Source organism: Streptomyces sp. NPDC001415 (genome assembly GCF_053597395.1).
Map to the genome: position 1 here is coordinate 1 of NZ_JBSFIE010000013.1, position 24,922 is coordinate 24,922.

18 protein-coding genes are annotated in these 24,922 nt (G+C 70.5%); 12 read left to right on the plus strand and 6 right to left on the minus strand.

Annotation, left to right across the window (positions count from 1 at the left end):
* The first annotated feature begins 66 nt into the window (after nucleotides 1-66).
* The gene (locus ACWC2B_RS19090; protein WP_450717972.1) at nucleotides 67-558 is read left to right on the plus strand and encodes a winged helix-turn-helix transcriptional regulator; all 492 of its coding nucleotides are present in this window, start codon (nucleotides 67-69) and stop codon (nucleotides 556-558) included.
* 39 nt (nucleotides 559-597) lie between these two features.
* Here ACWC2B_RS19090 and ACWC2B_RS19095 read toward each other — a convergent pair whose 3' ends face one another.
* The gene (locus ACWC2B_RS19095) at nucleotides 598-1,743 is read right to left on the minus strand and encodes an FAD-dependent oxidoreductase (protein WP_450717974.1); all 1,146 of its coding nucleotides are present in this window, start codon (nucleotides 1,741-1,743) and stop codon (nucleotides 598-600) included.
* Nucleotides 1,744-2,000: 257 nt separating this feature from the next.
* Here ACWC2B_RS19095 and ACWC2B_RS19100 point away from each other — a divergent pair, with 257 nt between their 5' ends.
* From ACWC2B_RS19100 to ACWC2B_RS19125, 6 genes are all read left to right on the plus strand, one after another.
* On the plus strand, nucleotides 2,001-3,272 hold the full coding sequence (locus ACWC2B_RS19100; protein ID WP_450717976.1) for a phenylacetate--CoA ligase family protein: 1,272 nt from the start codon (nucleotides 2,001-2,003) through the stop codon (nucleotides 3,270-3,272).
* Complete coding sequence (locus tag ACWC2B_RS19105) at nucleotides 3,269-4,573, plus strand: MFS transporter (protein ID WP_450717978.1); 1,305 nt, start codon at nucleotides 3,269-3,271, stop codon at nucleotides 4,571-4,573. Before ACWC2B_RS19100 ends, ACWC2B_RS19105 begins: the two co-directional genes overlap by 4 nt.
* Complete coding sequence (locus ACWC2B_RS19110) at nucleotides 4,570-5,706, plus strand: N-acetyltransferase family protein (RefSeq protein WP_450717980.1); 1,137 nt, start codon at nucleotides 4,570-4,572, stop codon at nucleotides 5,704-5,706. Before ACWC2B_RS19105 ends, ACWC2B_RS19110 begins: the two co-directional genes overlap by 4 nt.
* On the plus strand, nucleotides 5,703-6,860 hold the full coding sequence (locus ACWC2B_RS19115) for a LuxE/PaaK family acyltransferase (RefSeq protein WP_450717982.1): 1,158 nt from the start codon (nucleotides 5,703-5,705) through the stop codon (nucleotides 6,858-6,860). The genes ACWC2B_RS19110 and ACWC2B_RS19115 overlap by 4 nt, the downstream gene beginning before the upstream one ends.
* Nucleotides 6,857-9,388 (plus strand): acyl-CoA reductase, encoded by a 2,532-nt coding sequence (locus ACWC2B_RS19120; protein WP_450717984.1) that lies wholly within the window; start codon nucleotides 6,857-6,859, stop codon nucleotides 9,386-9,388. Before ACWC2B_RS19115 ends, ACWC2B_RS19120 begins: the two co-directional genes overlap by 4 nt.
* A gap of 475 nt (nucleotides 9,389-9,863) precedes the next feature.
* A complete protein-coding gene (locus ACWC2B_RS19125) occupies nucleotides 9,864-10,169 on the plus strand; it encodes a hypothetical protein (protein ID WP_450717986.1) in 306 nt (101 codons plus the stop codon).
* A 502-nt stretch (nucleotides 10,170-10,671) separates the two neighbouring features.
* Here the strand turns inward: ACWC2B_RS19125 and ACWC2B_RS19130 are convergent.
* The gene (locus ACWC2B_RS19130; protein WP_450717988.1) at nucleotides 10,672-11,658 is read right to left on the minus strand and encodes an MsnO8 family LLM class oxidoreductase; all 987 of its coding nucleotides are present in this window, start codon (nucleotides 11,656-11,658) and stop codon (nucleotides 10,672-10,674) included.
* Between the two features lie 314 nt (nucleotides 11,659-11,972).
* Nucleotides 11,973-12,344 carry an STAS domain-containing protein gene (locus ACWC2B_RS19135; protein WP_450717990.1) on the minus strand — a complete coding sequence of 124 codons (372 nt, stop codon included), beginning with the start codon at nucleotides 12,342-12,344 and terminating at the stop codon, nucleotides 11,973-11,975.
* Nucleotides 12,345-13,026: 682 nt separating this feature from the next.
* Here ACWC2B_RS19135 and ACWC2B_RS19140 point away from each other — a divergent pair.
* The 3 genes from ACWC2B_RS19140 to ACWC2B_RS19150 all read left to right on the plus strand — a co-directional run bounded on the left by ACWC2B_RS19140 (nucleotide 13,027) and on the right by ACWC2B_RS19150 (nucleotide 19,225).
* Nucleotides 13,027-16,971: a type I polyketide synthase gene (locus ACWC2B_RS19140; RefSeq protein WP_450717992.1), complete on the plus strand. Its 3,945-nt coding sequence runs from the start codon at nucleotides 13,027-13,029 to the stop codon at nucleotides 16,969-16,971.
* 68 nt (nucleotides 16,972-17,039) lie between these two features.
* Nucleotides 17,040-18,467, plus strand: a complete 1,428-nt coding sequence (locus ACWC2B_RS19145; RefSeq protein ID WP_450717994.1) for a coproporphyrinogen-III oxidase family protein — start codon at nucleotides 17,040-17,042, stop codon at nucleotides 18,465-18,467.
* Nucleotides 18,464-19,225, plus strand: a complete 762-nt coding sequence (locus tag ACWC2B_RS19150; protein ID WP_450717996.1) for an SDR family oxidoreductase — start codon at nucleotides 18,464-18,466, stop codon at nucleotides 19,223-19,225. Before ACWC2B_RS19145 ends, ACWC2B_RS19150 begins: the two co-directional genes overlap by 4 nt.
* Before the next feature lie 36 nt (nucleotides 19,226-19,261).
* Here ACWC2B_RS19150 and ACWC2B_RS19155 read toward each other — a convergent pair whose 3' ends face one another.
* Nucleotides 19,262-20,161 carry an acyl-CoA thioesterase gene (locus tag ACWC2B_RS19155; protein WP_450717998.1) on the minus strand — a complete coding sequence of 300 codons (900 nt, stop codon included), beginning with the start codon at nucleotides 20,159-20,161 and terminating at the stop codon, nucleotides 19,262-19,264.
* Between the two features lie 162 nt (nucleotides 20,162-20,323).
* Here ACWC2B_RS19155 and ACWC2B_RS19160 point away from each other — a divergent pair, with 162 nt between their 5' ends.
* Nucleotides 20,324-22,516, plus strand: a complete 2,193-nt coding sequence (locus tag ACWC2B_RS19160; RefSeq protein ID WP_450718000.1) for an MMPL family transporter — start codon at nucleotides 20,324-20,326, stop codon at nucleotides 22,514-22,516.
* A gap of 44 nt (nucleotides 22,517-22,560) precedes the next feature.
* On the opposite strand, the gene ACWC2B_RS19165 is transcribed toward ACWC2B_RS19160, so the two are convergent.
* Nucleotides 22,561-22,917, minus strand: a complete 357-nt coding sequence (locus tag ACWC2B_RS19165) for a DUF3040 domain-containing protein (RefSeq protein ID WP_450718002.1) — start codon at nucleotides 22,915-22,917, stop codon at nucleotides 22,561-22,563.
* A 115-nt stretch (nucleotides 22,918-23,032) separates the two neighbouring features.
* Nucleotides 23,033-24,031, minus strand: a complete 999-nt coding sequence (locus tag ACWC2B_RS19170) for a zinc-dependent alcohol dehydrogenase family protein (protein ID WP_450718278.1) — start codon at nucleotides 24,029-24,031, stop codon at nucleotides 23,033-23,035.
* A gap of 128 nt (nucleotides 24,032-24,159) precedes the next feature.
* On the opposite strand from ACWC2B_RS19170, the gene ACWC2B_RS19175 reads away from it, so the two are divergent.
* Nucleotides 24,160-24,477 carry a hypothetical protein gene (locus ACWC2B_RS19175; protein ID WP_450718004.1) on the plus strand — a complete coding sequence of 106 codons (318 nt, stop codon included), beginning with the start codon at nucleotides 24,160-24,162 and terminating at the stop codon, nucleotides 24,475-24,477.
* The last annotated feature ends 445 nt before the right edge of the window (nucleotides 24,478-24,922 follow it).

The window sequence follows — 24,922 nt, forward strand, 5'->3', positions numbered from 1 at the left end:
CCAAACGATAGGTAGCTGTCCGGCCGCTTCCTAGACGGCACTTTCAGGGAAGGTGGTGAGCCCCGGGTGACCACCCGAGGAGACCGGGACGCCGGTCGCGGGGTACGCGGCGATCTGTTCGATCCCTGGTGTCCGACGCGGCAGTTGCTGGACCGCATCGGTACGAAGTGGACGTCCATGGCCGTCAAGACGCTCGCCGATGCCGCACCGGACGAGGTGCGCTTCGCTGAGTTGAAACGCCGGATGCCCGGCGTCTCGCAGAAGATGCTGTCCGTGACGCTGCGAAGCCTGACCCGCGACGGGCTGGTGTCACGCCGGGTCGAACCGACCGTGCCGCCGCGGGTCTTCTACCGACTCACCGAACTCGGCCTGTCCCTGGAAGTCGCGCTTGCGGGGCTGCGGACCTGGGCGGAGGAACACATGGCCGAGATCGACCGCGCCCACCAAGCCGCCGACCACGAGATCCACGAGGGACAGGCAGCCGATTCCGCGCTCAGTACTGGTGGCTCGGATACACGAGGCGCGGCACGAGGTATGGGACCTTCATGCGGGGTCTGACGGCGCGCTTGCCCCCGCTGGATGAGGTCTCCGGGGCTGTCAGATTGCCGCCTGGTCCTGGTCGGTGAAGAAGTTGATCACGTCCTGGGGCGTGGGGTTGTGGGCCACTTCGGCGGCGGCCGCGGCGCTGCGGGGGAACAGCGCTTGTTCGTACGAGGCGAGGGCGGTCTCGATGTCATCGGGGTGTGTGGCGAGGGCTTTTGCGAGTTCGGCGCCGTCCTGCATGGCCAGGTTGGCGCCTTCACCGTTGGGGGTCGAAAGATGGGCGGCGTCGCCGAGCAGGGTCACTCCCCGTACCCGGTCCCAGCGGTGCCCGACCGGCAGGGCGTGGAGGGGGCGCAGGACCGGCGGGGTCTGGCCGGCGGTGATCAGGGCGGTGAGTTCCGGTGCCCAGCCGTCGTACTCCTCGGCGATCCGCTCGGCGGCTGCGGCGGCGTCGGTGAAATCGATGGTGGTGAACCAGTTCTGCGGTTTGGCCAGGGTGGTGTAGGTGCGGAGGAGCCCGCTCTTTTCTCGGTGCGCCACGAGCCACTTCCCGTTCGCGTCCGGGTCGAGCGCGATGAGTGTTCCGCCGCCGACGGCTTTCGCGGTGGCCGGGTGCCGGGTGTCGGCGTCGTGCAGGCAGGTCTCGACGAAGGACCGGCCGACGTATTCGGGTACGGCATCGGAGAGCAGCGGTCGGACGCGTGACCATGCGCCGTCCGCGCCGACCAGAAGGCTCGTGATGGCGGTGGCGCCGCCCGCGAAGGTCACCTCGTGGCGGCCCTCCGTGCGGGCGCGGATGCCAGTGGCCTTGTGGCCCCACCGGACGGTGCCGTCGGGGAGTGCGTTCAGCAGGATCTGTCGCAGCTCGCCGCGCTGTACCTCGGGGCTTTCGCCCGTGCCGTCGTCGGCCTTGTCCAACAGGACGGTTCCGTTGTGGTCCATGAGCCGTATCGCTTGGCGGCCCTCCAGAATGAGGCCGCGGAACTCCTCCGTCAGACCGGCTGTCCTGAGGGCGAGTTGGCCGTTGTGGTGGTGGATGTCGAGCATCCCGCCCTGCGAACGCGCGGTCGGGGAGGGATCGGCCTCGTAGACCGTGACCGGGATGCCGTGGAGGTGCAGGACGCGGGCCAGTGCCCTGCCCTGGGGCGCGGGGTCGTTGACAGGTGAACCTTCGGAAGCTTTCCGTACATGCGATTCCACCCGCGTATCGAAGGGCATAACTTCCGGCCACTAGGAGCACCAAAGGCCACACTCGATTTGATCCGGTGTCAACTGTGTTCCATGATGTGGACGAGCGTCCGGCGGGGGGCCTGCGCTGCCCGGGTGTGTGAAGTGTGCACACCCGGAGGGAAGTTGAACGGTGAAGCAGGTGGGTCCGGGGGAACCCCGGCCTGTTGGCTCGCCCACGCCTGCCCCGCCTCTCTTTTTTTCTTCACCTCTCTTTAGGAAAACGCCGCATGCCCGTCCATCAGGTTTCGGACCTCATACGTTTCGCCCGTGACCATTCCCCTTTCTACGCGGATCTCTACGCGGACCTGCCGCCCGAGGTCGACCACCTCACCGACCTTCCGGTGGTGGACCAGAGCGAGTTCTGGGCCGCCAACACCCTGCGCGACAACCGTGTCCTGACCGCTCCTCTCGGGGAGGCTGTCGTGTTCAAGACCGGTGGCACCACGGGCGCGCCGAAGTTCTCCTGCTACACCCGGGAGGAATGGCGGGAGTTCGTGACCGCGTTCGGCGCCGGGCTCGTCGACGCGGGTCTGCGTCCCGGACACCGGGTGGCTGATCTCTTCTACGCCGGTGAGCTCTACGCCAGCTTCCTGTTCATCCTGGACTCGCTCGCACACGCCCCCGTCGCCAACGTTCGGCTGCCCATCGGCGGCGGCGCTCCGCTGGAGTCGACGGTCCCCACCCTTGAGGACTTCGCCGCACAGGTCGTGGCGGGCACCCCGACCACCCTGTGCCGCCTCGCCGAGCACTTGATCTCGCTCGATCGTCAACTGCCCGCCGTGGAGCTGCTGTTCTTCGGTGGTGAAGCCCTCTTCGACGACCAGCGCCGCCTGCTCACGGCCGCCTTCCCCAACGCCGAACCCCGCTCGCTCGGCTACGCCAGCGTCGACGGCGGCCTCCTCGGCCGGCCGGTGCCCGGCCCGGACCCGCGCACCCACCGCACGTTCGCCCCGCACACCGTCGTCGAGATCCTCGACGAGACGACCGGCGAGCCGATCCGCGAGACCGGCCGGGCCGGACGCGTTGTCGTCACCCAGCTCTTCCGACGCCTCATGCCGGTCATCCGCTACCCCGCCGGCGACCGCGCTGAGTGGACCGACGTCGAAGGTGGCGTCTTCCGCATCCTCGGCCGCGCCGAGGAAGGCGTGCGCGTGGGCCCCGTGTCGCTGTACTCGCAGGACGCCCAGGCCGCCGTCGCCGAGGCCGACACCGAGGGCCGCGTCATGGGCATGCAGCTCGTCGTACGCCGCTGGGAAGGCCGCGACGGACTCGTGCTGCGCCTGGCCACCGCACCGGGCGACGACGACCCTGCCGGTCTCGAAGTCCTCGCCAAGGCAGTCGTCACCGAGCTCAACAACGCCCGCCCCCTCTACCCCGACAGCGTCGCCGCCGGATTCGTCCACCCGCTGTGCGTCGAATGGGCGCGCCACCGCGACCTGGTGGTCAACCCGCGCTCCGGCAAGCTCGTCCGCGTGATCGACGAGAGGCCGACCGCATGACCGCCCCCACGCCCTTCGACCGCCGCCTCCCGCTCGTCCTGCGCAACCGCACCTTCGGGGCCGTATGGCTGGGGCAGGTGTTCACCCAGGCCGCGGTGCGTATGTTCCAGGTGGGTATCTCCTGGTGGCTCATCGCCTACGCCGCGACCGGCGCCGGCGGCCTCGCGTCCGGGCTGTTCATGATGGTCAGCACGCTGCCCGCCGTGGCTCTCGCGCCCCTGGTCGCCCGCACCATCGCCCGCTTCGCCCACCGCTCGCTGCTGCGCGCGGCGGCAGGGGGTGCGGGAGCGGTCGCGACCGTCCTGGCCGTCTGGGCCTGCACGAGTGACCTGCCCGTCGCGGCGGCGTACGCGGCGACCCTCGCCCTCGCCACCTGCCAGGCGTTCTTCGACCCCTGCCTGACCACCTCCGTGCCCGAGCTCGTGGACGACGAGGACATCGAGGCCGCGACCGGCTTCGAACTCTCCACCCAGTCCCTGGCGAGCCTCGGCGGAGCACTGCTCGGCGCCCTCATCGTGGACAAGGCGGGCGTGGCCGGTCTCGCCGTCGGCTGCGCCGCCGCCTACGCGGCCGCCGCACTCCTCATCGCCGCCGCCCGCTTCCGTACGGCCGATGACACCGCCGACGCGGAAGGGGACGCGACCGAGGGAGAGGTGCCACAGCGGACGCTGCGTCAGATCCTGGGCGCGCTGCCCTACGTACGCGCCATCCTGCTCTGCTTCGCCGCCGCCAACCTCTTCACCACCGCCGTGTTCGTCGTGATGCCGCTGTACACCGCCTCGGTCCTGCGCGGCGACGGCAGCACGGTCGCGCTCCTGGAGGCGTCGCTCGGCGCGGGCACTCTCATCGGCTCGTTCACCGGCGCACGCGTGCCGGGCCGACCCACCGCGGTCGGCTCCGCCTGCCTCGCCACGATGGCCGTCGCGCTCGCCGTGCCGGGTCTGGTCGCCGCGCGGCCCGTCATCGCGGGCTCCCTGCTGGTGACCGGCTGGTGCGTGGGTGTGATCGGTGTCCGCTTCGTGGCCCTGTTCCAGCGGCTCGTTCCGGCCGCCGACAAGCCCGCGTTCTTCGCCGTCATGCAGGCCGTCCTCGGCGCGACCTTCCCGGTCGCCTCGCTGCTCTTCGGCCTCCTCGGCGACCATCTGTCCGCCCAGACGCTGTGCCTGATCCAGGCCGCCGGGCTTGTGCCCGCAGCCGCGTTCCTGGGTCTGCTGGGCGACCGGACGAAGGCGGCAGACGAATCTGACGACTCGTCAACTCCCGCCGCTTCGGAGCCCGTCACCGCCGGAGGCGCGCGATGACCGCCACGATCGAGCAGGCGACTCCCGCCGACGTCGCCGACCTGCGCCATCTCTACTACGCCGTGTACGGGCCGCACTACCCCACGGCCCTCGGCACCGATCCCGCCGAGATGTCCCGGCTCATCCAGGACCCGCACACCCTCTGGCTCGTCGCCCGCTGCGCCCGCACCGGGGCACTCGCCGGATCGGCCGCGGTCCACGGCGAGCCCGGCAGTCGCATCGGCCGGCTCGAAGGGCTCGCCGTCCACCCGGACCAGCGCGGCTCGGGGCTCGCCGGGCAGCTCACCGAAGCCCTGTGCGCCCGCACCCTGGGCGCGGGAAAGCTCGACTCGGTGTACGCCACGGTCCGTACGGTCAGCACCGGACCGCAGCGCGTCGTGACCCGCAACGGCTTCCGCCCGATGGGCATCCTGCCCAACGCCGTGGATCTCAACAGCCGCGAAAGCCTCGCACTCTACGCGCGTCACTCGTCTGGGGTCCTCGACCGCCGCGTCCCCGTCTCCGAGGTGCCCGCCTCACTCGCGCGCCTGCTGCGTACGGTCGGGGGGAGCCTCGGCATCAGCTACGCGGACACCCGGCCCACCGCGCCGCAGCCCGTGGCCGCCGGGGCCGCGCCGGCTCCGCTGGAGATCATCGAGGCACCGGCGTTCGTCCGCCGCCGCTTCCACGAGCGCTTCCCCGAACCCGGGCGCTGGTTCTACCCCCTGCACACCCCCAACGTCCTGCTCACCCCCGCCGACGGCGGCTTCGAGGTGTACGCGTACCTCAACCGCACCGGTGGGTATTGCGCGCTGGTCACCGCCCACCCCGACCCGGCGTTCGCCGCGGGCTGGCTGGAGTCGGTCACCCGAACCCTCACCCGGGCCGGCGCAGGCTACGTCGAGGCGCTGGTGCCGCTGGAACACCACGCCGCGCTCTCGACGTTCGGCGCCCAGGGCTTCATCGCCGGGGCGCTGTATCCCGCGATGCGCCGGGACGACGACGGCTTCCACGACTACGTGGTGATGTCCCGTACCACCGAGCACATCGACTTCCACGGTGTGGTCGTCGACGCACCGCTCCAGCCCTTCCTCGATTCCTATGTGTCGGCCTGGGCGTCGGCCCATCTGCCCTCCCGTGAGGTTGCCTCATGACCCCCTCGAACCCCCATCTCGCGCCCGTCGACGTGCCGGACGCCGCGGCCCTGGGCCAGGTGCAGCGGCTCTGCGACCTGACCGAGCCATACGTCCGCGGGCCCGCCGAGGACAAGCTGTTCGCCGCCGCCATGGCGGAGTCCAACGCCTGGCACCGCGAGCGGTCCCCGTTCTTCCGGAGCCTGTACGACGGTGAGCGCCAGGACACCCCGTACGACGCGCCCCTGGTGCACGCGAACTTCTTCAAGCGCCATGAGGTCCTGTCCATCCCCCGGGACGACGTCCATCTGCATCTGACCTCCTCCGGCACCACCGGGCAGAAGTCGCAGATGTTCTTCGACGAGTGGACCATCCGGTCCGCCCAGCGCATGGTCGCCCGCATCTTCGAGCGCAACGGCTGGATCACCCCGGACCGGCCGGTCAACTACCTGCTCTACAGCTACCAACCTGCCCGCGACCTCAAGCTGGGCACCGCGTTCACCGACAACTACCTGTGCGACTTCGCACCGGCCCGCCAGGTCGAATACGCTCTGCGCGCCACCGGCAACGGGCACGAGTTCGACCCCTTCGGCTGTGTCGCCGCGCTGCGCCGCTTCGCCGAGGACGACGCGCCCGTACGCATCCTCGGTTTCCCCGCGTTCCTCTGGTTCACGCTTGAGCGGATGCGCGCGATGGGTCTGCCGCCGCTCCAACTGCCCGAGGACTCCCTGGTCATCCTCGGCGGCGGCTGGAAGGGCCACACCGACCAGCAGATCGGCAAGGCCGAGCTGTACGCCCGGGTCACCGAGCAACTGGGCATTCCCTCCGAACGGATCCGCGACACCTTCGGCTCGGTCGAGCACTGCATCCCGTACATCGAGTGCTCGCACCACAACCTGCACGCGCCGGTCTGGTCGCGCGTCTTCATCCGCTCCACGCGCTCCCTCGAACCCCTCGGGTACGGCGAGCGCGGCTATCTGCACCTGGTGTCTCCGTACATCACGTCGGTACCGGCGCAGAGCGTCGTGATGGGCGACCTCGCTTCTCTGCACCCGGGTGAGGAGTGCGGCTGCGAGCTGGACACCGACTGGTTCACCATCCACGGCCGTGCCGGGGTGAGCCGCAACAAGAGCTGTGCCGTGGCCGCCGCCGAACTGATGAAGGGAATGTCATGACCGAGGCAGAGACCGTGATGGACCGCGTGATGAACCACCACTACTGGCAGGGCACCTTCATCGGCGACGACGAGGCCGCCCGGCGCCTGGCCGCGCTGCCCGCCACCGTCGAGGCCGCGCTCGCCACCCCGCTGGACACCGAGACCGTCCTGGCCGCCTGCGACGCGCTGGCGGGCGCCCTGCGCGACGCCGACCACCCCGTACAGGAGCGGCTGGCCCCGCACCTGCCCGGCGGCGACGCGGAGAGCACCGGGGAACTGCTCGCCGAGCTCGCCGCGTTCCTCGGCCGCGACGCGCTCACCCGCAAGCTCCGCCGCGAGCTCGGCGGCACCGCACCGCAGCGCCTCAGCCGCCCGGACGCCAAGGAGACGGTGTACGAGGCATGGGCGCCCGTCGGCCTGGTCGCCCACATAGCCCCCGGCAACGCCGCCACTGTCGCTCCGCTCAGCCTGATCGAGGGACTGCTCGCCGGCAACGTCAACATCCTCAAGACCAGCAGCACCGACACCCTCCTCGCCCAGCACCTGCTCGCCGAACTCGCGGCGTTCGACCCCAGCGGCGCCCTCGCCGAACGGGTCATCGTGCTGCGCTTCGCCTCGTCGCGCGCGGACTGGCTGCGCCTGATGTGCGCACCCGCCGACGCCGTCGCGGTCTGGGGCGGCGAAGCCGCCGTGGAGGGTGTGACCGCCCATGTCCCGGCGGGCTGCCGCCTGGTGGAGTGGGGACACAAGATCTCCTTCGCGTATCTGACCCGGGACGCGTGGGCGGACGAGGCGACGCTGACCGCCCTGGCCCAGGACATCTGCGTCTTCGAGCAGCAGGCGTGCTCCAGCCCCCAGGTCGTCTACCTCGACACCGAGGACACAGGCGAGCTGCACTCGTTCGCCGACCGCCTCGCCGCCGCTCTGGCCGTCCAGCCGGCGCCCGTCGAGGACGAGCTCGACCCGGCCGAGTACGCCGAACTCACCACCACCGAGCACCTCGCACGCCTGGAGGAACACCTCGGCCTGACCCGCGTCCTGGCCGGCACCGACGGCACCTGGCGCGTCATGGCCGACATACGCCCGGCACTCACCGCGTCGCCGCTGCACCGCAGCGTCTGGGTCAAGCCGCTCCCGCGCAAGAACGTGATCGCCACGCTCCGGCCCATGCGCCGCTATCTGCAGACCGCGGGCATCGCGGGCAGCCGCACCGACATCGCCGAGCTCTCCGCGGCGGTCCTGGCCGCCGGCGCCACCCGGGTCACCCCCGTGGGCGCCATGACCTCCGGGTATGTGGGCGAGCCGCACGACGGCGTGTACGCGCTCCAGCGCTACAGCCGCCGCGTCGCCGTCCAGGCCGACGCCCGCTTCGCCACCACCGCCCGCCTCGACGACCTGGTCCGCCGACCCGCGTTCCCGCGGCCCACCGGCCCGCTGCTCGACAAGGCCGCCGTCCAGGAACTCAACCGGGACGTCGAACGACGCGACGCCGAGCTGTACTTCCGCAGCGGTGGCAGCACCGGCACCCCCGCCCTGTCGCTGTTCAGCTACGACGACTACGACGCGCAGATGCACGCCGCGGCTCGTGGACTGCTCGCGGCGGGCTACGACCCGGCCCGCGACCGCACCGCCAACCTCTTCTACTGCGGCGGCATGTACGGCGGGTTCATCAGCTTCTTCTCCATCCTCGAACGCCTCGGCGGCGTGCAGATGCCGATGGCCGCCGGTGCCGACCACCGTGCCACTGCCGAGATGATCGTCGCGTACGAGGTCGACACCCTTTTCGGTATGCCCTCCTACCTGTGGCAGCTCCTGCACGAGGAAGCCGACCTGCTGCGCTCCTACGGCGGCATCCGCAAGATCTTCTACGGAGGTGAGCACTTCACGGAGGAACAGCGCCGCACCCTCACCGAGACGTTCGGCATCGAGACCGTCCGCTCCATCACCTACGGCAGCACCGACCTCGGCCCCCTCGGCTACCAGTGCGTCGAGAGCGGCGGCAGCGTCCACCACCTCCACGCCGACCTGCACACCCTGGAGATCGTCGCGGTCGACGCCGACCGTCCGGTGGCGCCGGGAGAGACCGGACGGCTCGTCTTCACCACCCGAGCCCGCCGGGGCCAGCATCTCGACCGTTACGTCATCGGCGACCTCGGCCGGTTCCTGCCCGGCGACTGCCCCTGCGGCAACCGCGCCCCGCGCTTCGAACTGCTCGGCCGCCTGGGCGAAGTCATGCGCGTGGCAACGTATTTCCTCAACTATCGCCGGTTCGTGGCCATCGCCGAGGAACACCTGCGCTACAGCGGAGAACTCCAGGCCGTCCTGACCAGCGGGCCCGCCCGCGAATGCCTCACCCTCCGGCTTGAGAGCTCCAAGGCCCCGGACGGGGACCGGGCGCGCGACGCTTTCCTCGACGCATACCCAGAGGTCCGCTCGGCCGTGGACGAGCGGCTCCTCGACTTCGCGGTCGAGGTGGTGGACGGAGCCGATCTGGACCGCACGGCGACGAGCGGGAAGCTGCGGGCGGTGGTGGACCGGCGGCGGTAAGAGGAGTCTGTGTCCAAACCCCGTCCGGATCAGGGCGCGGTGTCGGGACACTGCCCGGCCCGTGATTATCCGATTCTCAACGGGCTGATCGGGGTTCTCCGACTGGCCGAAAAAACAACGGAGTAGGCCCTCGTCGTGAACGTGACGTCGTCGAGGCGCGCCGTCATGGGACGAACTCGGCGACGTCGCAGGGAGTTTCGTCGGCGCCCTGGGGCAGTGACGAAGAGCCCGGGTGCCGCGCGCTCGCGACGCGGCCACACGGGTGGTTCTGTGCGGAGCGCTTACGCCCGCGGTCGGCTCCTTGATTCCTTTGCCGTAAAGGGGAGTTGAGCCGGCCGCGGGGCCGGCATCCCTGCTCGTTGGTCAGACGATCCGGCGCGCCGACAAACGGATATCAGGCACTTGCGAATTAACCTCTCGTCACCTTATGACGTGGCGGATCGCGTACGCGTCCGCTTCAACGCTCGGAGAAGATATGCGCAAGCCCCGAAAGACCGCTGTCGTAGCCGTCCTCGTCAGCGCCATCGGCTTCCTCGGCACCGGCACCGCCTACGCCCACGGAGACGGACACAAGCACGCAGACAAAGAGGTCAAGACGCTCGTCGTCAACCAGAGCAACACATGCAGCACGGTCGACGACAACGCCGACGTACAGGGCCAGTCCGGGTACCAGAACGGCCTGGCGGGCAACCGGTCCGGCGGCAAGGGTTCGCCCGGCACGCAGAACACCAACGTCGGCTCAAGCCAGAGCTGCGACAACACCGTCATCTTCGGCAAGTAGCTCATACGGGCCCCGGCTCCGGGCCGGCAGTGGGGAAGGCGGATCCGCAGCCGACATCGACGAAGTTCGGCTCGGACCGTACGATTCCGCCCTGAGCTGAGCTCGGGGCGCGCTGCGGTGGCCGTCTCACGGACTGGGCGGAACGGATTCAGAAGCCGTATCCCTATCGATCACGAGCGCGATGTGATCGACAACGGGAGTGGGGCGGGTGAATCCGGCCGTGGCGTGCATGAAGGCAGGGCCTCCAGTGCAGCACGAGGATTGCGAAGCCAACTCGTGAGCCTGGAGGCCTTGTTGATGCAGTTCTACGCGGTGTCGTCGTCCGCGTTCGACTCGGCTGCTCCGTCGTGTGATTGCCTCGCGCACCGGTTCGGGAACGCGGCCCACCGTCCCCACGGTGAAGGCGGCCCGGTCGGGATAGCAGCCGGGCCGGCAACGTCTCCACTGCGGTCACCGTCATAGGGCGCAGAGCCTGGTAGACGGGGCAGGCGGGGACGCTTGGTCAGGATGCTTTCGTGGCCTCGCAGTGTTTCTTGATGAGGTCGTAGGAGCGCACGCGGGCGTCGAGGTCGTAGACCGGTGTGGTCAGCATGAGTTCGTCTGCTCCGGTCTCGGCGGCCAGTTGCGCGAGCCGGCGTACGACGGCCTCGGGCGTCCCGCACGCCTGCTGTGCACGGAAACCGGCAAGCGCCTGTCGCTCCTCCGCCGTGAAGGGATGGGTGGCGGCATCCGCGGGCGTCGGGAAGGGAATCTCGCTCAGACCTTTGAGCAGCCCGGCCTTGACCACATCCATGGGCCCGGCCCGCCACGCCGCTTCCTCCTCCGTTTCCGCGCATATCGCCTCCACGCACACCACAACGCGGGGCTGCTCGCACCAGCGGGACGGGACGAACGCCGCCCGGTAGTGCTCCAGCACCGTGAAGGTGTTGTCGGGCCGGATGTGGTGTGCGACGGCGATCGGCAGGCCGAGTCGCGCGGCGAGGGCGGCACCTGCGGTACTGGAGCACAGCAGCCACGGCTCCGGCAACGGGCCGAGTGCCACTTCGTCGACCAGAAAGGACAGGATCGCGGCGACGTCGTCGTGGTACTGCGTGTCCGTCGCCGGTCCGGCTCCGCGGCGCAGTGCCCGCGCGGTGGCCTCGTCGAAGGTGCCGGGGCCGCGGCCGATACCCAGGTCGATCCGGTCCGGGTGCAACGCGGCCAGTGTTCCGAACTGCTCCGCCAGCGTGATGGGCGCGTGGTTGGGCGCCAGCACTCCGCCCGACCCGAGCCGGATGGCTGAGGTCGATGCCGCCGCATGAGCGATCAGCACCACGGGCGGGAACGCGCCGATCGCGGGCGAATGGTGGTGCTCGGCATACCAGATCCGGAGATACCCGAGCAGTTCGAGCCTGCGCGCGAAGGTGGCGGTGTCGCGCAGGGTCTCCACGCCACAGGTCCCTGATTCGACCATCGCGACTTCCAGCGCTGAAATCGGCACATCGATCATGCCGTCAGCATAGGGAAGGGATCGGTGTTCGCCTCAGACGGGCACACCTGGACGCCGGAAGGGACACGAGCCCCGTGAGGAAGTCGAGCAGGCTTCCTCTCCGCCGAACGCCTCTCGCCCGCCCGGCGGATGGTGTTCCGGACGCTCGGCGGGCACTACGGCGACCACCGTGACTGGAAGGAGATCGATCGGTGGGCCGAAGACATCGCCCACCGCCTGAACACCCGCCAGGCCCGGCTCTGGCCATGAACGTCCGCCCTCGCGCGGGCAGGAGCAGGCCCTTGGATCCGCACTGACTCGGTGGCGAACAGCGGTCAGGCCGACAGATCTTGGCCGGGATGTGCCGGGCCGGCGGGCAGGTCGTCGATGAGCGTGAAGAGGCGGTCCAGACGGGTGAGACGCAAGACGCGCAAGGGCTTCGGCCCCGGGCGCACCAGCCTCAGCCGCCCTCCCCGCACGGATACGAGATCGCGCACACGCAGCAGCAGCCGCAGACCGCAGGCATCAAGAAAGGACACCGGACGCAGGTCCACCACCACATCACGGCACGTCCCGTTGACGAGCTCCTCCAGGCGTCCGGACAGCGTCGTGCCGGCCCAGATGTCCAGTTCGCCGTGGAGCTCGATGACGAGCAGGTCGCCGACCACGTGATCGCGCAGAAAGAAGGTGATCTCTTCGACGCTCATTTCCCCGCTCTCCTTGTGCGTGAGGGGGCCGTCACTGCACCCGCCGCCCCCGGAGGAACGGGAACGGGAGGAGGTCACCAGGGTCCGGGGTGGCACGAAGAGGTTATGCCCAGCTGATGCCCCGGAGCCGCGTTTTCGCACCTCCCGGGCGAAGCCGCGCCGAGGTGCCGCGGTGCCCAGCACGCACCGCTTCGTCGGGGCGCCGGACCTCCCGCAGCTCGGCGCCCGAAAGGAGTGCGGACGGGGCCTCCACGGGAACACCCCGGCTCCGCGGACACCCGCATCATCCCTCTCCAGGAAGCGAGCAGAGCCGCCAAACCCGGCCAACTCCGCGCCACTTGGCACGCCCGGTGTACGCCCCCGTGAGACCAGCGGAGTCACCGCCGGGGCACCTCACGCGTCAGGGGCCCCTGTCGCCTCGGCCGAAACCGTGAGCCACCCCGCAGGCGCAGTGCCGCCCGTCGAAGGCGTCCTTGACCCCGCAACTGTCCCGCACCTAGCCTTGCAAGCCGCGCTAAGGGGCATTTCGGCTGACTCGTGCGTGGACCGGCAGTTCGCCGAAGTCCTGGATGCCGACAAGTGAACGCGCTTCGACCCTTCATGACTTGTGGCCGTCCTGGGCCTCCACCTCGTGTGGGCCCCGCCACGACAGCGCCGTCACCCCCAGCCGAAGGAGATCGGCATGGATGCTGAGCCCATTGCCTTAGTAGGGATCGGATGCACACTGCCCGGTAAGGTTCACGGGCTGGACGACATGCACACCGTCCTGTGGGAAGGACGGGACTGCGTCGAAGAAATACCGTCCAGCCGCTGGGACGTGGACGAGTTCTACGATCCCGACCCCCTGGCCCCGGGCAAGACCTACACCCGCCACGGCGGATTCGTCGACGACGTCGACCTCTTCGATGCGACGTTCTTCGGCATCTCGGACGCCGAGGCGGCTCGCATGGACCCGCAGCAGCGTCTGCTCCTGCAGACCGTGTGGCACGCCCTGGAGCACGCCGGGCAGAACGCCGATGAGATCAGGGGCAGCAACACGGGTGTCTTCCTGGCTCTCATGAACAGCAACAGCTACTTCATCCTCAAGCACGAGGCCGTGGGCCTCAAAGGCATCACGGCCTACGACTCGATGAGCGACTCGATGAGCATCAGCGCCGGCCGCGTCGCCCACTTCCTCGACCTCAAGGGCCCGTGTCTCACGGTGGACACCGCCTGCTCCGGTTCGTTGGTCGCCATGCACCTGGCCCGGCAGTCCATCCTCACCGGCGAGTGTGACTCGGCCATCGTGGCCGGGGTCAATCTGATCCTCAACCCGCAGGTCCACATCGCGTTCTGCAAGCTCGGCCTGTTCTCGCCCAGCGGGCAGTGCCGGTCGTTCGACGCGAAGGCGGACGGGTACGTCCGCAGCGAGGGCTGTGTGGCCGCCCTGTTGCGCCGCCAGTCGCTCGCCGAGGAGCGGGGCGATCCCGTCCTGGCCCACATCATCGGCACCGCGATCAACCACGACGGACGCACCCCCGCCCTGACCGCCCCCAACGGGCGGACCCAGGAGGAGGTCATGCGCGCCGTCCTCACCCGCAGCGGTGTCGACCCGGCGCAGGTCGACTACATCGAGGCGCACGGCACCGGGACCCCGGTCGGCGACCCCATCGAGATGGGCGCCATCGCCAACGCCTACGGACGGCCGCGCACCGCTGACCGGCCGCTGTACGTCGGCTCGGTGAAGAGCAACTTCGGACACACCGAAGCCGCCGCGGGACTCCTCGGCGTGCTCAAGGCCGCCCTGTCCCTGCACCGCGAGACCATCTACCCCAGCGTCCACCTCGACCGCCTGAACCCCAAGATCGATCTCAGTGGCGCCGCGGTGGAGATCCCCAACGAGCCGGTGCCCTGGCCCCGGGGGGACACGCCGCGCCTGGCCGCCGTCAACTCCTTCGGCTACAGCGGCACCAACGCCCATGTGCTGCTGCGCGAAGCCCCTCGGCCCCAACGGCACACCGACGTGGAGCGCCGGCGCCCCGCCGAACTCCTCGTGCTGTCCGCCAAGTCCTCGACGAGCCTGGACGCGTTGGCCGACAGCTGGGCGCAGTACCTCTCGCAGACCGACCGGGACGGTCTGTCGGCCGCCGTCTGCACCGCCGCCGCCGGGCGGGCCGCGCACCGCCACCGTCTCGCGGTGACCGGACGCAGCGGCACCGAGATCGCCAACGACCTGCGGTTGTGGCGGACCCGGCGCACTCCCCCGTCGGTCACCGGAGGACGCCCGGTCAAGGCCGCCAGGACGGCCTTCGTCTTCACCGGCCAGGGCGTTCAGTACCCCGGCATGGCCCGCGAACTGTACGGCCAGGAACCGGAGTTCACCGCCGCGATCGACCGGTGCGCCGAGGTGCTCGACGGTGAACTGCCCGTACCGCTGCGGCAGCTCCTGTTCGACGAGCAGTCACCGCAGGCGCTCGACGACACACGCCTGGCGCAGCCGGCGCTGTTCGCCGTCGAGTACGCGCTCGCGTCCCTGCTGCGTTCCTGGGGAGTGGTTCCGGACGCGGTGGTGGGGCACAGCATCGGCGAAGTCGTCGCCGCGTGTGTCGCGGGACTGCTCACGTTGGAGGACGCCGCCCACTTCAGCGCGGTGCGCGGCCGTCTCATGGGTGAGCTGCCGCGTGACGGAGTGATGCTCGCCGTCGAGGCCGACCCCGGCACGGTCGAGGGCTGGTTGTCCGGGCGCGAGGCCGATGTCTCCCTGGCCGCGGTCAACGGGCCGCGCGCCGTGGTCGTCTCCGGCCGGGCGGAGGCCGTGGACGAAGTGGCGCGCCTCGCCGGAGCGCAGGGCGTCCGCGTCACCCGGCTGCGCACCTCGCACGCGTTCCACTCGCCCCTGATCGACCCGGTCCTGCCCGAGCTGGGCAAGGCCGCCGCCATGCTCCGTCCGGCCGCGCCTGCCCTTCCGGTGTTCTCCGGCGTCACGGGCGAGGCACTGACCGGCGCGGAGGGGCCCGAGTACTGGAGCCAGCAGGCCCGTCGGCCGGTCCGGTTCCACGACGCCCTTCGTGCGGTGGCCGCCCGCGGCTGCACGGTGGTCGTCGAGATCGGTCCCCATCCCGCGCTGCGGACGTACGTGGCGGAGGCGTTCGGGACGCGCGACGTGACGGTGATCCCCACCCTCCAGCGCGACGGGCGCGACGGGCGCAACCTCCTCGCCGCCGCGGGCGCCCTGTTCACGGCGGGTGCCGCCATCGACCTGCCCGCGCTCTACCGGGGCCCGCACCACCGCCGTACCTCCGCCGCCCCGCAGTACCCCTTCCGCAGGGACCGGTACTGGGTGACACCCGAGGACGCCGGCCGCGCGGCGAGCGCGCCGGCGGCTCCGCGACGCCAGGCGCCTCCTGCGGCGGCACCCGAGCCGCGCCCCACCGCGCACCGCGTCCACCGGCAGGACGTGCGGCCCGGCACCCCCTGGGTGGACCACCGCATCCTGGGTGCCACCGTCTTCCCCGCCACCGGCTATCTGGAGCTGGCCGTGGACGCCCGCGCCTCGGTCGACGGCCACGGCGCCGCGCCCGTCGAGCTCACTGACGTCAGCTTCGTCCGGCCCCTCGTCCTGTCCCCCACCGCGCCCAGCGGCGTACGGGTGGACCTGGCAGGAGAGGGCGCCCCGGCGGACGGCCGCTTCCGGTTCACCGTGACGGGGGGCGACGGCGACGACGCGCCCCGGTACTGCCACGGGACGGTCGGACCCGTGGGGGAGCACCCCGGCGGCTCGGCCGAGCGCCTCGATGACCTGCGCGCACAGATGTCCACGGCCTTCCCGCCCGGACGGCTCTACGGACTGCTGCGCGAGGACGGCCTGGAGTACGGCGCGAGCTTCTCCACCGTCCGCGAGCTGTGGACCGACGAGGCGGGCGGTCAGGCGCTTGGCCGGATCACCGCCGCTCCCGACGGCGCGGCACGGGCCGGGCATTCCCACCGGTTCGCGACCATGCTCGACGGCTGTCTGCATCTGGCCGCGGCCGCGGCACGCGACGGTTCGGCCAAGGGCACCTACCTCCCGGTGGGAATCGGCCGGATGGTGCTGCACGCACCCCTGCCCGACCAGATCTGGGGCCATGTCCGGCTGGCCGATGCCACCGACACCGCGTTCACGGCGCGACTGCGCGTCCTGGACAACGCCGGGCGCCTCCTCGCGGACCTCGACGCCATCGAGTTCCGGCGTGTGGGCTCGCTGGCCGACCCTTCGGCGGTGCCCGCCGGGCCCGCCGAGAGCCGCTCCCGCGAGAGCGGCGAGTCGCGGCGCGAACTGCGCGAACGCGTCGAACCGCTCGCGGCCGAAGAGCGCCGGCAGGCGGTCATCGACTGGCTCATGGTGGAGATCGTCGACACCCTGGGCCGGATGTCGGCGGAACTGGAGATCGACATGAGCGATCTCGATCCCTCCCTGGCCCTGCTGGAGATCGGCCTCGACTCGCTGACCATCACCGAACTCCAGCGGCGCATCCAGGAGAAGCTCGACTTCCGCTTCAAGGCCATGGAGGCCCTGGAGTACCAGAGCATCGACGAACTGGCGGAGTACCTCCTCCACCAGGTGATCCTCGCGGACCCGGCCGGCGCCGACGCTCCGACGCACGCCTGAGCCCGGCCCTCCGCCGCGACCGGCAGACCACATCCGGCAGATCCCACCAGAGGGGAAGTGCCAGCACCGTGTTGAGCCCCGACTTCGTCAACAACTACCTCGACAGCCACCTAGGTGAACGCCAGGTCAACAAGATCCAGCACGGCTTCCCGTCGCCGCGCTTCTGGAACGAGACGTGCGTGCCCCTCGACGAGATCGCCGAGGACCGGATCCGCCTGCGGGAAGCGCACGGCACGTCACCGGTGTTCCTGTACGTCGGCGTCCCGTACTGCATCCAGACCGACCCCGGAAAGTGCGGGTACTGCCTCTTCCCCGTGGAGGAGTTCCAGGGCAACGCCGCGCTGGAGACCTACTACGGGTACGTGGAGCGGGAAGCGGAGATGTACCGGGAGCAGATGCAGGGCTCCGTCCTCGCCGGAGCGTACTTCGGCGGGGGCACCTCCAACCTGTACAAGGGCCCGATCTACCACCGGCTGATGGACATGGTCCGCCGCCTCTTCCCGGAGATCTCGGAGCAGGCCGACCTCACCCTGGAAGGCATTCCCCAGCTGTTCTCCCGGGAGAAGATGCAAGCCATCCACGACTCCGGGATGAACCGCATCAGCATGGGCGTGCAGCAGGTCAACGAACGCCTCAACAGCTTCAGCGGCCGCAAACAGACCACCAAGCACGTCATCCAGAGCCTGGAGTGGGCCCGCGAGTTGGGTCTGTCCGCCAACGTCGACCTGATCTTCGGCTGGCCGCAGCAGACCGTCGACACGATGCTGGAGGACCTGGAGACCCTGGTGTCGTGGGACGTCTACGACATCACCCACTACGAACTGAACGTCGGCGGTCCGACCGACTTCGCGCTCAACCGCTTCCACGAGCTGCCCAGCACCCTGGCCAACCTGGAGATGTACCGGGCGGGGCGCGACTTCCTGCTCGACCGCGGCTACCAGCAGCTCTCCACGTACAACTTCCGCCGCCCCGGCGATCCCGCGGCCCACGACTTCCGCGAGGGCTACACCACCCGCTTCGACCACCTGGACACGCTGGGGCTCGGCTACGCGGCGATCACCTTCTTCGGCAATCCCGCGCTCCCCTCGGGCCGCTCCTGGTCGTTCATCAACCATCGCAACCTGGCCCAGTACAAGGCGGCCGTCGACAACGGCAGGTTCCCCGTCGAACGCGGCTACCGGCACACCTCGGAGGACTGGCTGATGATGCTGCTCTTCCGCAGCCTCATCAGCACGGAGATCGCCAGGACCCAGTACGCCGCCGCGTTCGGCTTCGACGTCTACGACAAGTTCGCCACCGTCTGGGACGCCCTGGCCGAGCGTGGATACGCGCGGATCACGCCGGAGCGGATCACTCTGACCGGCGACGGCCCGTTCTACGCGCCGATGATCTCGGCGCTGCTCGCCGAGGACCGCTACCGCGAACTGCGCGAGGAGGCGGCACGACGCAAGAAGGAGTCCGTCAGGCCGGCGGCGGCCGCCCGGAGCGGACAGTGACGGACGATCTCCCCCTGGCGGGGCGCGGCTGCGTCGTCACCGGCGGATCGCGCGGCATCGGCGCCGCGGTGGTGCGCCTCGCACTGGCGCAGGGCGCCGATGTCGTCTTCGGCTACCACAGCGACAAGGACCGGGCCCGCGCCCTTGCCGACGAGCTCGGCGCCGCGCATCCCGACCAGCGCTGCGTCCCGCTGTACGCCCATGTCGCCGACACCGATGAGGCCGAGCGCTTCGCCGTCGCGGCGCTCGGCCACCTGGACCGGTTCGACGTCCTCGTCAACAACGCGGGCGTGACCCGGGACACCGCGTTCGCCCGGATGCTCCCGCAGCAGTGGCACGAGGTCATCGGCACCAATCTCGACAGCATGTACGCCGTCACCAGACCCCTGTTGATGCCGCTGGTCAAACAGCGCAGCGGCGCCATCATCAACATCGCGTCCTCCTCCGGGCTGCACGGCATCCCCGGCCAGACGGCCTACTCCGCCGCCAAAGCCGGGGTGATCGGCTTCACCAAGGCTCTGGCCAAGGAGATCGGCACCCGGGGCGTCACCGTCAACGTGGTCGCCCCGGGACTCATCGAGACCGATATGACGGCCGCGATACCGCCGGACAAGACCGAGTTCCTCAAGTCCCTCATCCCCGGCCACGCCTTCGGCTCGCCGCAGGACGTGGCGCACCTGGTGTGCTTCCTCGCCTCCGACCGGGCCCGCTACATCACCGGGCAGGCCATCGAAGTCTCCGGAGGCCTCGTCGTATAGGTGCCGTCGACGGTGACAGGTGCCGTACGGGGTGGCTCAACCGACCTGCCCATGGCCGCCGCTCACGCGCAGGAGTCCCTCCTGGGCGAGAGTGGCGGCCAGGATCCCGTCACGGGTGAAGACCCGGCCGAGGACGAGCCCCCGTCCGCCGGCGGCCACGGGGCTCTCGTGGTCGCAGAGCAGCCAGTCGTCCGCGCGGAAGGGGTGGTGGATCCACACCGTGTAGTCGATGCTGCGGCCGCTGGCGTGGAACCACGAGACGCCGTGCCGCACCAGCACGGTCTCCAGCATGGTGACATCGCAGATGTAGACCAGGAGACAGGCGTGGAGCAGCTGTTCTCGGTCACAGCCCGCCCCGGGGGGCAGTTCGCCCTTGGTACGCAGCCACACCTGCGTCCGGGCGGACGCCAGCGCCGGGTCCTTCTCCACGTCGAAGCTCAACGGCCCGACGAACCGCTGGTCATAGGGCTTGCCGAGGGGTGCCACCGGCGCGCCGAACGCCTTGGCCAGCCGCTCCTCGTAGGTGGGCAGGCCTTCCGGCGCCGGAGCCGGAGGCATGGGGGCCTGGTGGGCGAGGCCCGGCTCGGGCCGGTGGAAGGAGGAGGTCAGGGCGAACACCTCCCGGCCGCGTTGACTCGTACACACCCGTCGGGTCGCGAAGGCCCTGCTGTCCTTCACCGATTCGACCCGGTGCTCGAAGGGCGCGTCCGGCACGGCGGGCCGGGTGAACGAAGCGTGCACCGAGTGCACGGCAAGACCGTCGGACACCGTACGTCCGGCGGCGGCCAGCGCCTGGGCGGCGACATGTCCGCCGTATACGGGGGCGGATCGCTCCAGCGGGGCCGGCCCGCGGAAGTACTCGCGCTCGCCCCGGTCGTGCAGGGGGTCCAGATCGAGCAGGCCGAGCAGGTCGAGCAGTGCGCTTTGCTGATCCATGGGCCCCACTCACCTCGGCGTCGCCGTGCGTCAGTCAGTATCGCCAGGCCGGCCCGGCCCATCAACCGAACGGGCCCTGAAGGTGGCCGAGTTGTGCCGCTGACAGGGCGCCGGTCCGTACGGTACCCCGGAGTAACGTCCGGTTGACGATCGGAGGGCCCCATGTTCGACCGCGTCAGAGCTTCGCTGTACCGGCGACGCACGGTCGTGCTGTGGGTGAGCGCGGCTGTCGTCGTGGTGGCGGGAATCGGCGGCCTGGGGGTGGAAAACCGCCTGGTCCATGGCGGGTTCGCGAATCCCGGGGCGGAGTCCTCCCGTGCCGAGCGTCTGGTTGCCGAGCACTTCCCCACCACCGATGACGACCTGGTGCTGCTGCTGCGCGGCGCCGGTCCCGTCGACTCGGCGCGGATGACCTCGGTGGGTACGGAGCTGACCCGGCGCGCCGAGCGCACTCCCGGCGTACGCGCGGCCACCTCTTATTGGACAGCCGGGCACGCGCCCTCGCTTCGCTCCCGGGACGGCTCCATCGGGCTCGTCACCCTCTCCCTGCGCGGTGACGAGGACGACCGGGCGAAGACCGCCGAGCGACTGGTGCCCGACGTTCGGCGGCACGCGCAGGGGCTGACGGTGATGGCGGCCGGGTCCGCGCAGGTGCAGTCTGAGGTCGGCAAGCAGACCGCGCACGACCTGCTGCTCGCGGAGGCGATCGCCACGCCGATCACCCTCGTCCTCCTGCTGCTGATCTTCGGCAGCGCTGTGGCCGCCGCCCTGCCGCTGGTCATCGCCCTGCTGTCGATCCTGGTGAGCCGGGCGGTGCTCAACGCGCTGGCGGGCGCCGTACCGATCTCGGTGTACTCGATGAACTCCACCACCGCGCTCGGCCTCGGACTCGCCATCGACTACAGCCTGTTCATCCTCGCCCGCTTCCGCGAGGAGCTGCGCGGTGGCGCCACGGTCCGGGAGGCCCTGGTGCCCACGGTGCGCCGGGCCGGGCGGACCGTCGCGTTCTCCGCGCTCACCGTGGCCCTGTCCCTCGTCGCCCTCCTGGTCTTCCCCCAGTTCTTCCTGCGGTCCTTCGCCTACGGCGGGATCGCGGTGGTCCTCACGGCTGCCGCGGGGGCGGTCTTCGTGCTGCCCGCGCTGCTGGCCGTCCTGGGCCACCGGGTCAACCGCTACGACGTCTTCGCCCGGTGGCGCGGTGCCGCGCCACCGGCCGCGCCCGAGAAGGGGCGCTGGTACCGGTTCGCGATGGCGGTGATGCGCCGCCCGGCCCTCTGCGGCGGTGCCGTGATCGTGCTGCTGCTCCTCCTGGCGTCCCCCTTCATACGGGTCTCCTCCGGCCTCTTCGACGACCGCTCGCTGCCCGCCGGCTCGCAGGTCCACCGTGCCACACAGTTGCTGCGCGACGACTTCGACGCCGGTGTGCTTGGCACCGTCCCGGTGGTGGTCCAGGGCGCGGGGCCCGGCCTGGACCCCTATGCCCGCGCGCTGTCCGCGGTGCGGGGCGTCGGCCAGGTGACCGCGTCCACCGGCTCCTACGTGGCGGGCCGCCGGGTCCAGGAGCCGGGCCCGGTGACCACGGCCCTTGCGGACGGCGACATCACGCTGCTCTCCGTGGTCTCGACGGTGGAACAGGACTCATCCGCCGGCACCGAACTCGTAGGCCGCTTACGGCAGTTGGCGCCACCCGACGGGTCCGAGGGGGTGTGGGTAGGCGGCCGGGCCGCCGAGGTCGAGGACAGCACCGCGGCCATCACCCGGGCCACTCCGGCGGCGATCGGCATCGTAGTGGGCTTCTCCCTGGTGCTGCTGTTCCTGTTCACCGGGAGCGTGCTGATGCCGTTGAAGGCTCTGGTCCTCAACACCCTCAGTCTCAGCGCCACGTTCGGGGCGATGGTGTACGTCTTCCAGGAGGGCCATCTGTCGTTCCTGGTGGGCAGCCCGCTGCACACCGGCACCCTGGACGCGACCATCCCGATCCTGACCTTCTGCGTGGCCTTCGGACTCTCCATGGACTACGAGGTGTTCCTGCTGTCCCGGATCCGCGAGAGGTACCTGCTCACCGGCGACAACACGGAGTCGGTGGCCTTCGGCCTCCAGCACACCGGCCGGATCATCACCGCCGCGGCGGTCCTCGTGGCCGTGGTCCTGTTCGTCTTCGCGATCAGCGGGGTGACCCTCCTCAAGCTGCTCGGCGTCGGCCTCGCCCTGGCGGTGATCCTGGACGCGACACTGGTCCGCGCCGTACTGGTCCCCGCGTTCATGCGCCTGGCAGGCCGCGCCAACTGGTGGGCCCCCGGACCGTTGCGCCGCCTCCATGACCGGGCGGGGCTGCGGGAGGGTACCGACGGGTGACCGGCGTCCGGCGCGGCGGGGGCACCCGGGCCCGGACACACATCTCAGCCCCCGGCCCGCGGCTCCCGGCTCTCCGAGGCCGCCGCTACTGTGCGGCACCACCGGATTACGAGCCGGAGCAGGCAGACCAGCATGAGGACCCACACGGCGGCGAAGGCCCAGATCAGTGCGGGGGACGAGGTGGCTGCGGCGCGTACGAACAGCACCGCGCAGACGGTGCCGAGAAGCGCGGTGCACAAGCCGAGCCCGTGGGGGCCGTGCCGGCCCTTTGAGGATGCCCAGGGGCGGATACCACGGCGCAGGGTGCGCAGCCTGCGGTCCAGGAGCTGGTCGGCGCTCAGATCCTGCTCGATGTCGTGGAGGATCCGTTGTTCCTGTTGCGAGAGTTCAGGGCCATCCATCGCACAGCCCCTCTCCTGCTGTGTCGGCTTCGCCTGCGTTGTGCGTCTACCCGCGCCGTGGCTACACAAGCGTCGTGGCTGCTACTGAGCAGGGCGGGCCGGGGATGCCGGAAGGTCACGGGCCGGGCATGCGCAGTACCGCCGCTCCGCGCACCCTGCCCGCCGCGAGGTCGTCCAGGGCCGTGTCGGCGTGTGCGAAGGCGTACGGCGTGAGCGTGGGCCGAAGGCTGTGCTCGGCGGCCGCCGCGAGGAATGCGCGTCCGTCCTGGCGGGTGTTGGCGGTGACGCTGCGAACGGTTCGTTCGCGGAAGAGGTGGTGCTGGTAGTGCAGCGGCGGGATGTCGGAGAGGTGGATTCCGGCGATGCTCAGCGTTCCGCCGCTGTCCAGTGCCTCCAGAGCCACGGGGACGAGGGCGCCGTCGGGGGCGAAGAGGATGGCGGCGTCCAGCGGCTCGGGCGGCCCTGTACGCGCGTCGCCCGCTGAGGCGGCGCCGAGTTCCAAGGCGAGTGCCTGGGCGTCCGGGGAGCGGGTGAGCACGTGGACGGCGGCTCCCTCCGCGATGGCGAGCTGGGCGGTGAGGTGGGCGGAGGCGCCGAACCCGTAGATGCCGAGCCGGCCGCCCTCGGGCAGTTCGGCGCGGCGCAGGGCGCGGTAGCCGATGATCCCCGCGCACAGCAGCGGGGCCAGTTCTTCGGCTCCGTATCCGGCCGGCATCTCATAGGCGTACCGCGCGGGCACGGTCGCGTACTCGGCGTAGCCTCCGTGCGCGTCCCAGCCGGTGTAACGGGAAGAAGGGCACAGGTTCTCCTGGCCTCGCGCGCAGTACCGGCACTCACCGCACGTACTGCGCAGCCAGGCGATGCCGACCCGGGATCCGACCTCCGGCGCCGTGATCCCGCTGCCGACCGCGACGACGTCGCCCACGGCCTCGTGGCCGGGTACGACCTGCTTCCGGTGGGGCGGCAGGTCGCCGTCACGGACATGGAGATCGGTCCGGCACACCCCGCAGGCGCGGACCCGGACCAGCAGTTCGTCCGGGCCCGGCACCGGGACGGGCAGCTCCACGAGCGCGGTCGAGCCAGAGCGGGCAGCCGAGACGACCCAGGCCCGCATCGTCTCCGGAATCCGGTCATCCATGTCGAGCCTCCTCAACTCCCCCACGGACTTCGGACGGCCCTGTTCTTGGCTCCGGGCTCGCGTCGTCCATTCTGACGTTGCCACGGCCGGGGCATCCTCGGAACATGACCCAGAACGAGATCAAACTCAAGGCCATTGCCGCCCTGACAGCGTTGCGTGCCGGCGTCGAGGAGAGCCTCGTCTCGGACCTGCTGGGTGAGGTGATTCCCGGGCAGTTCACGGTCCCCGCCGGAGCCGGCCCCGAGGAAGTCGGCCTGGCCCTGCTGACTCAGCTCTCCGAACCGCTGAGCGCCCTGGTAAGTGGATTCATCACCACCTTCGAGGCCGTCGCGGACGCCTACGACGAGACCGGCGCCGAGCCGCACACCGACGGCATCCTCCAGGACCTGGCGCTGCGCCTGGCCCGCGACAACTTCGACTGACGGCAGCGGCGCGGTGTACTGGGCGGGGGTCCTCGGGGGCCCGTGACTCAGCTCCCGGACGTTGCCGCCGCGGCCGGAGCCCGGCCGAGCCCCCGGGCCCGCTCAGGCCCTGACGCTGTCGATGCCCAGGGCCGTCACTGCGTGACGGGTCAAGGGGTGGGGGGACTCTGGTCGAGGGTGAACAGGGCGCCGTCCGGGTCCCGCAGGGTGACCTGCTGCGGCCCGGCGGGCCGCGGCCCATTCCAGGGACTCCCCGTAGAAGACGGCGGCGCCGTCGATCGGCTCAGGTGTGTACTCGGCTGTTGGGGCCGTCCTGGCCATCAGCCGATTCCTCGTTGAACCAGTAGTCGCCCGCGGCCAGGTACCGGAAGGAGCGTCTGACCCTGCCCCCCCGACCTCAGACGTGGAGCGGCTCAGAAGGGTCAAGGGATGCTGAAGGGACAAG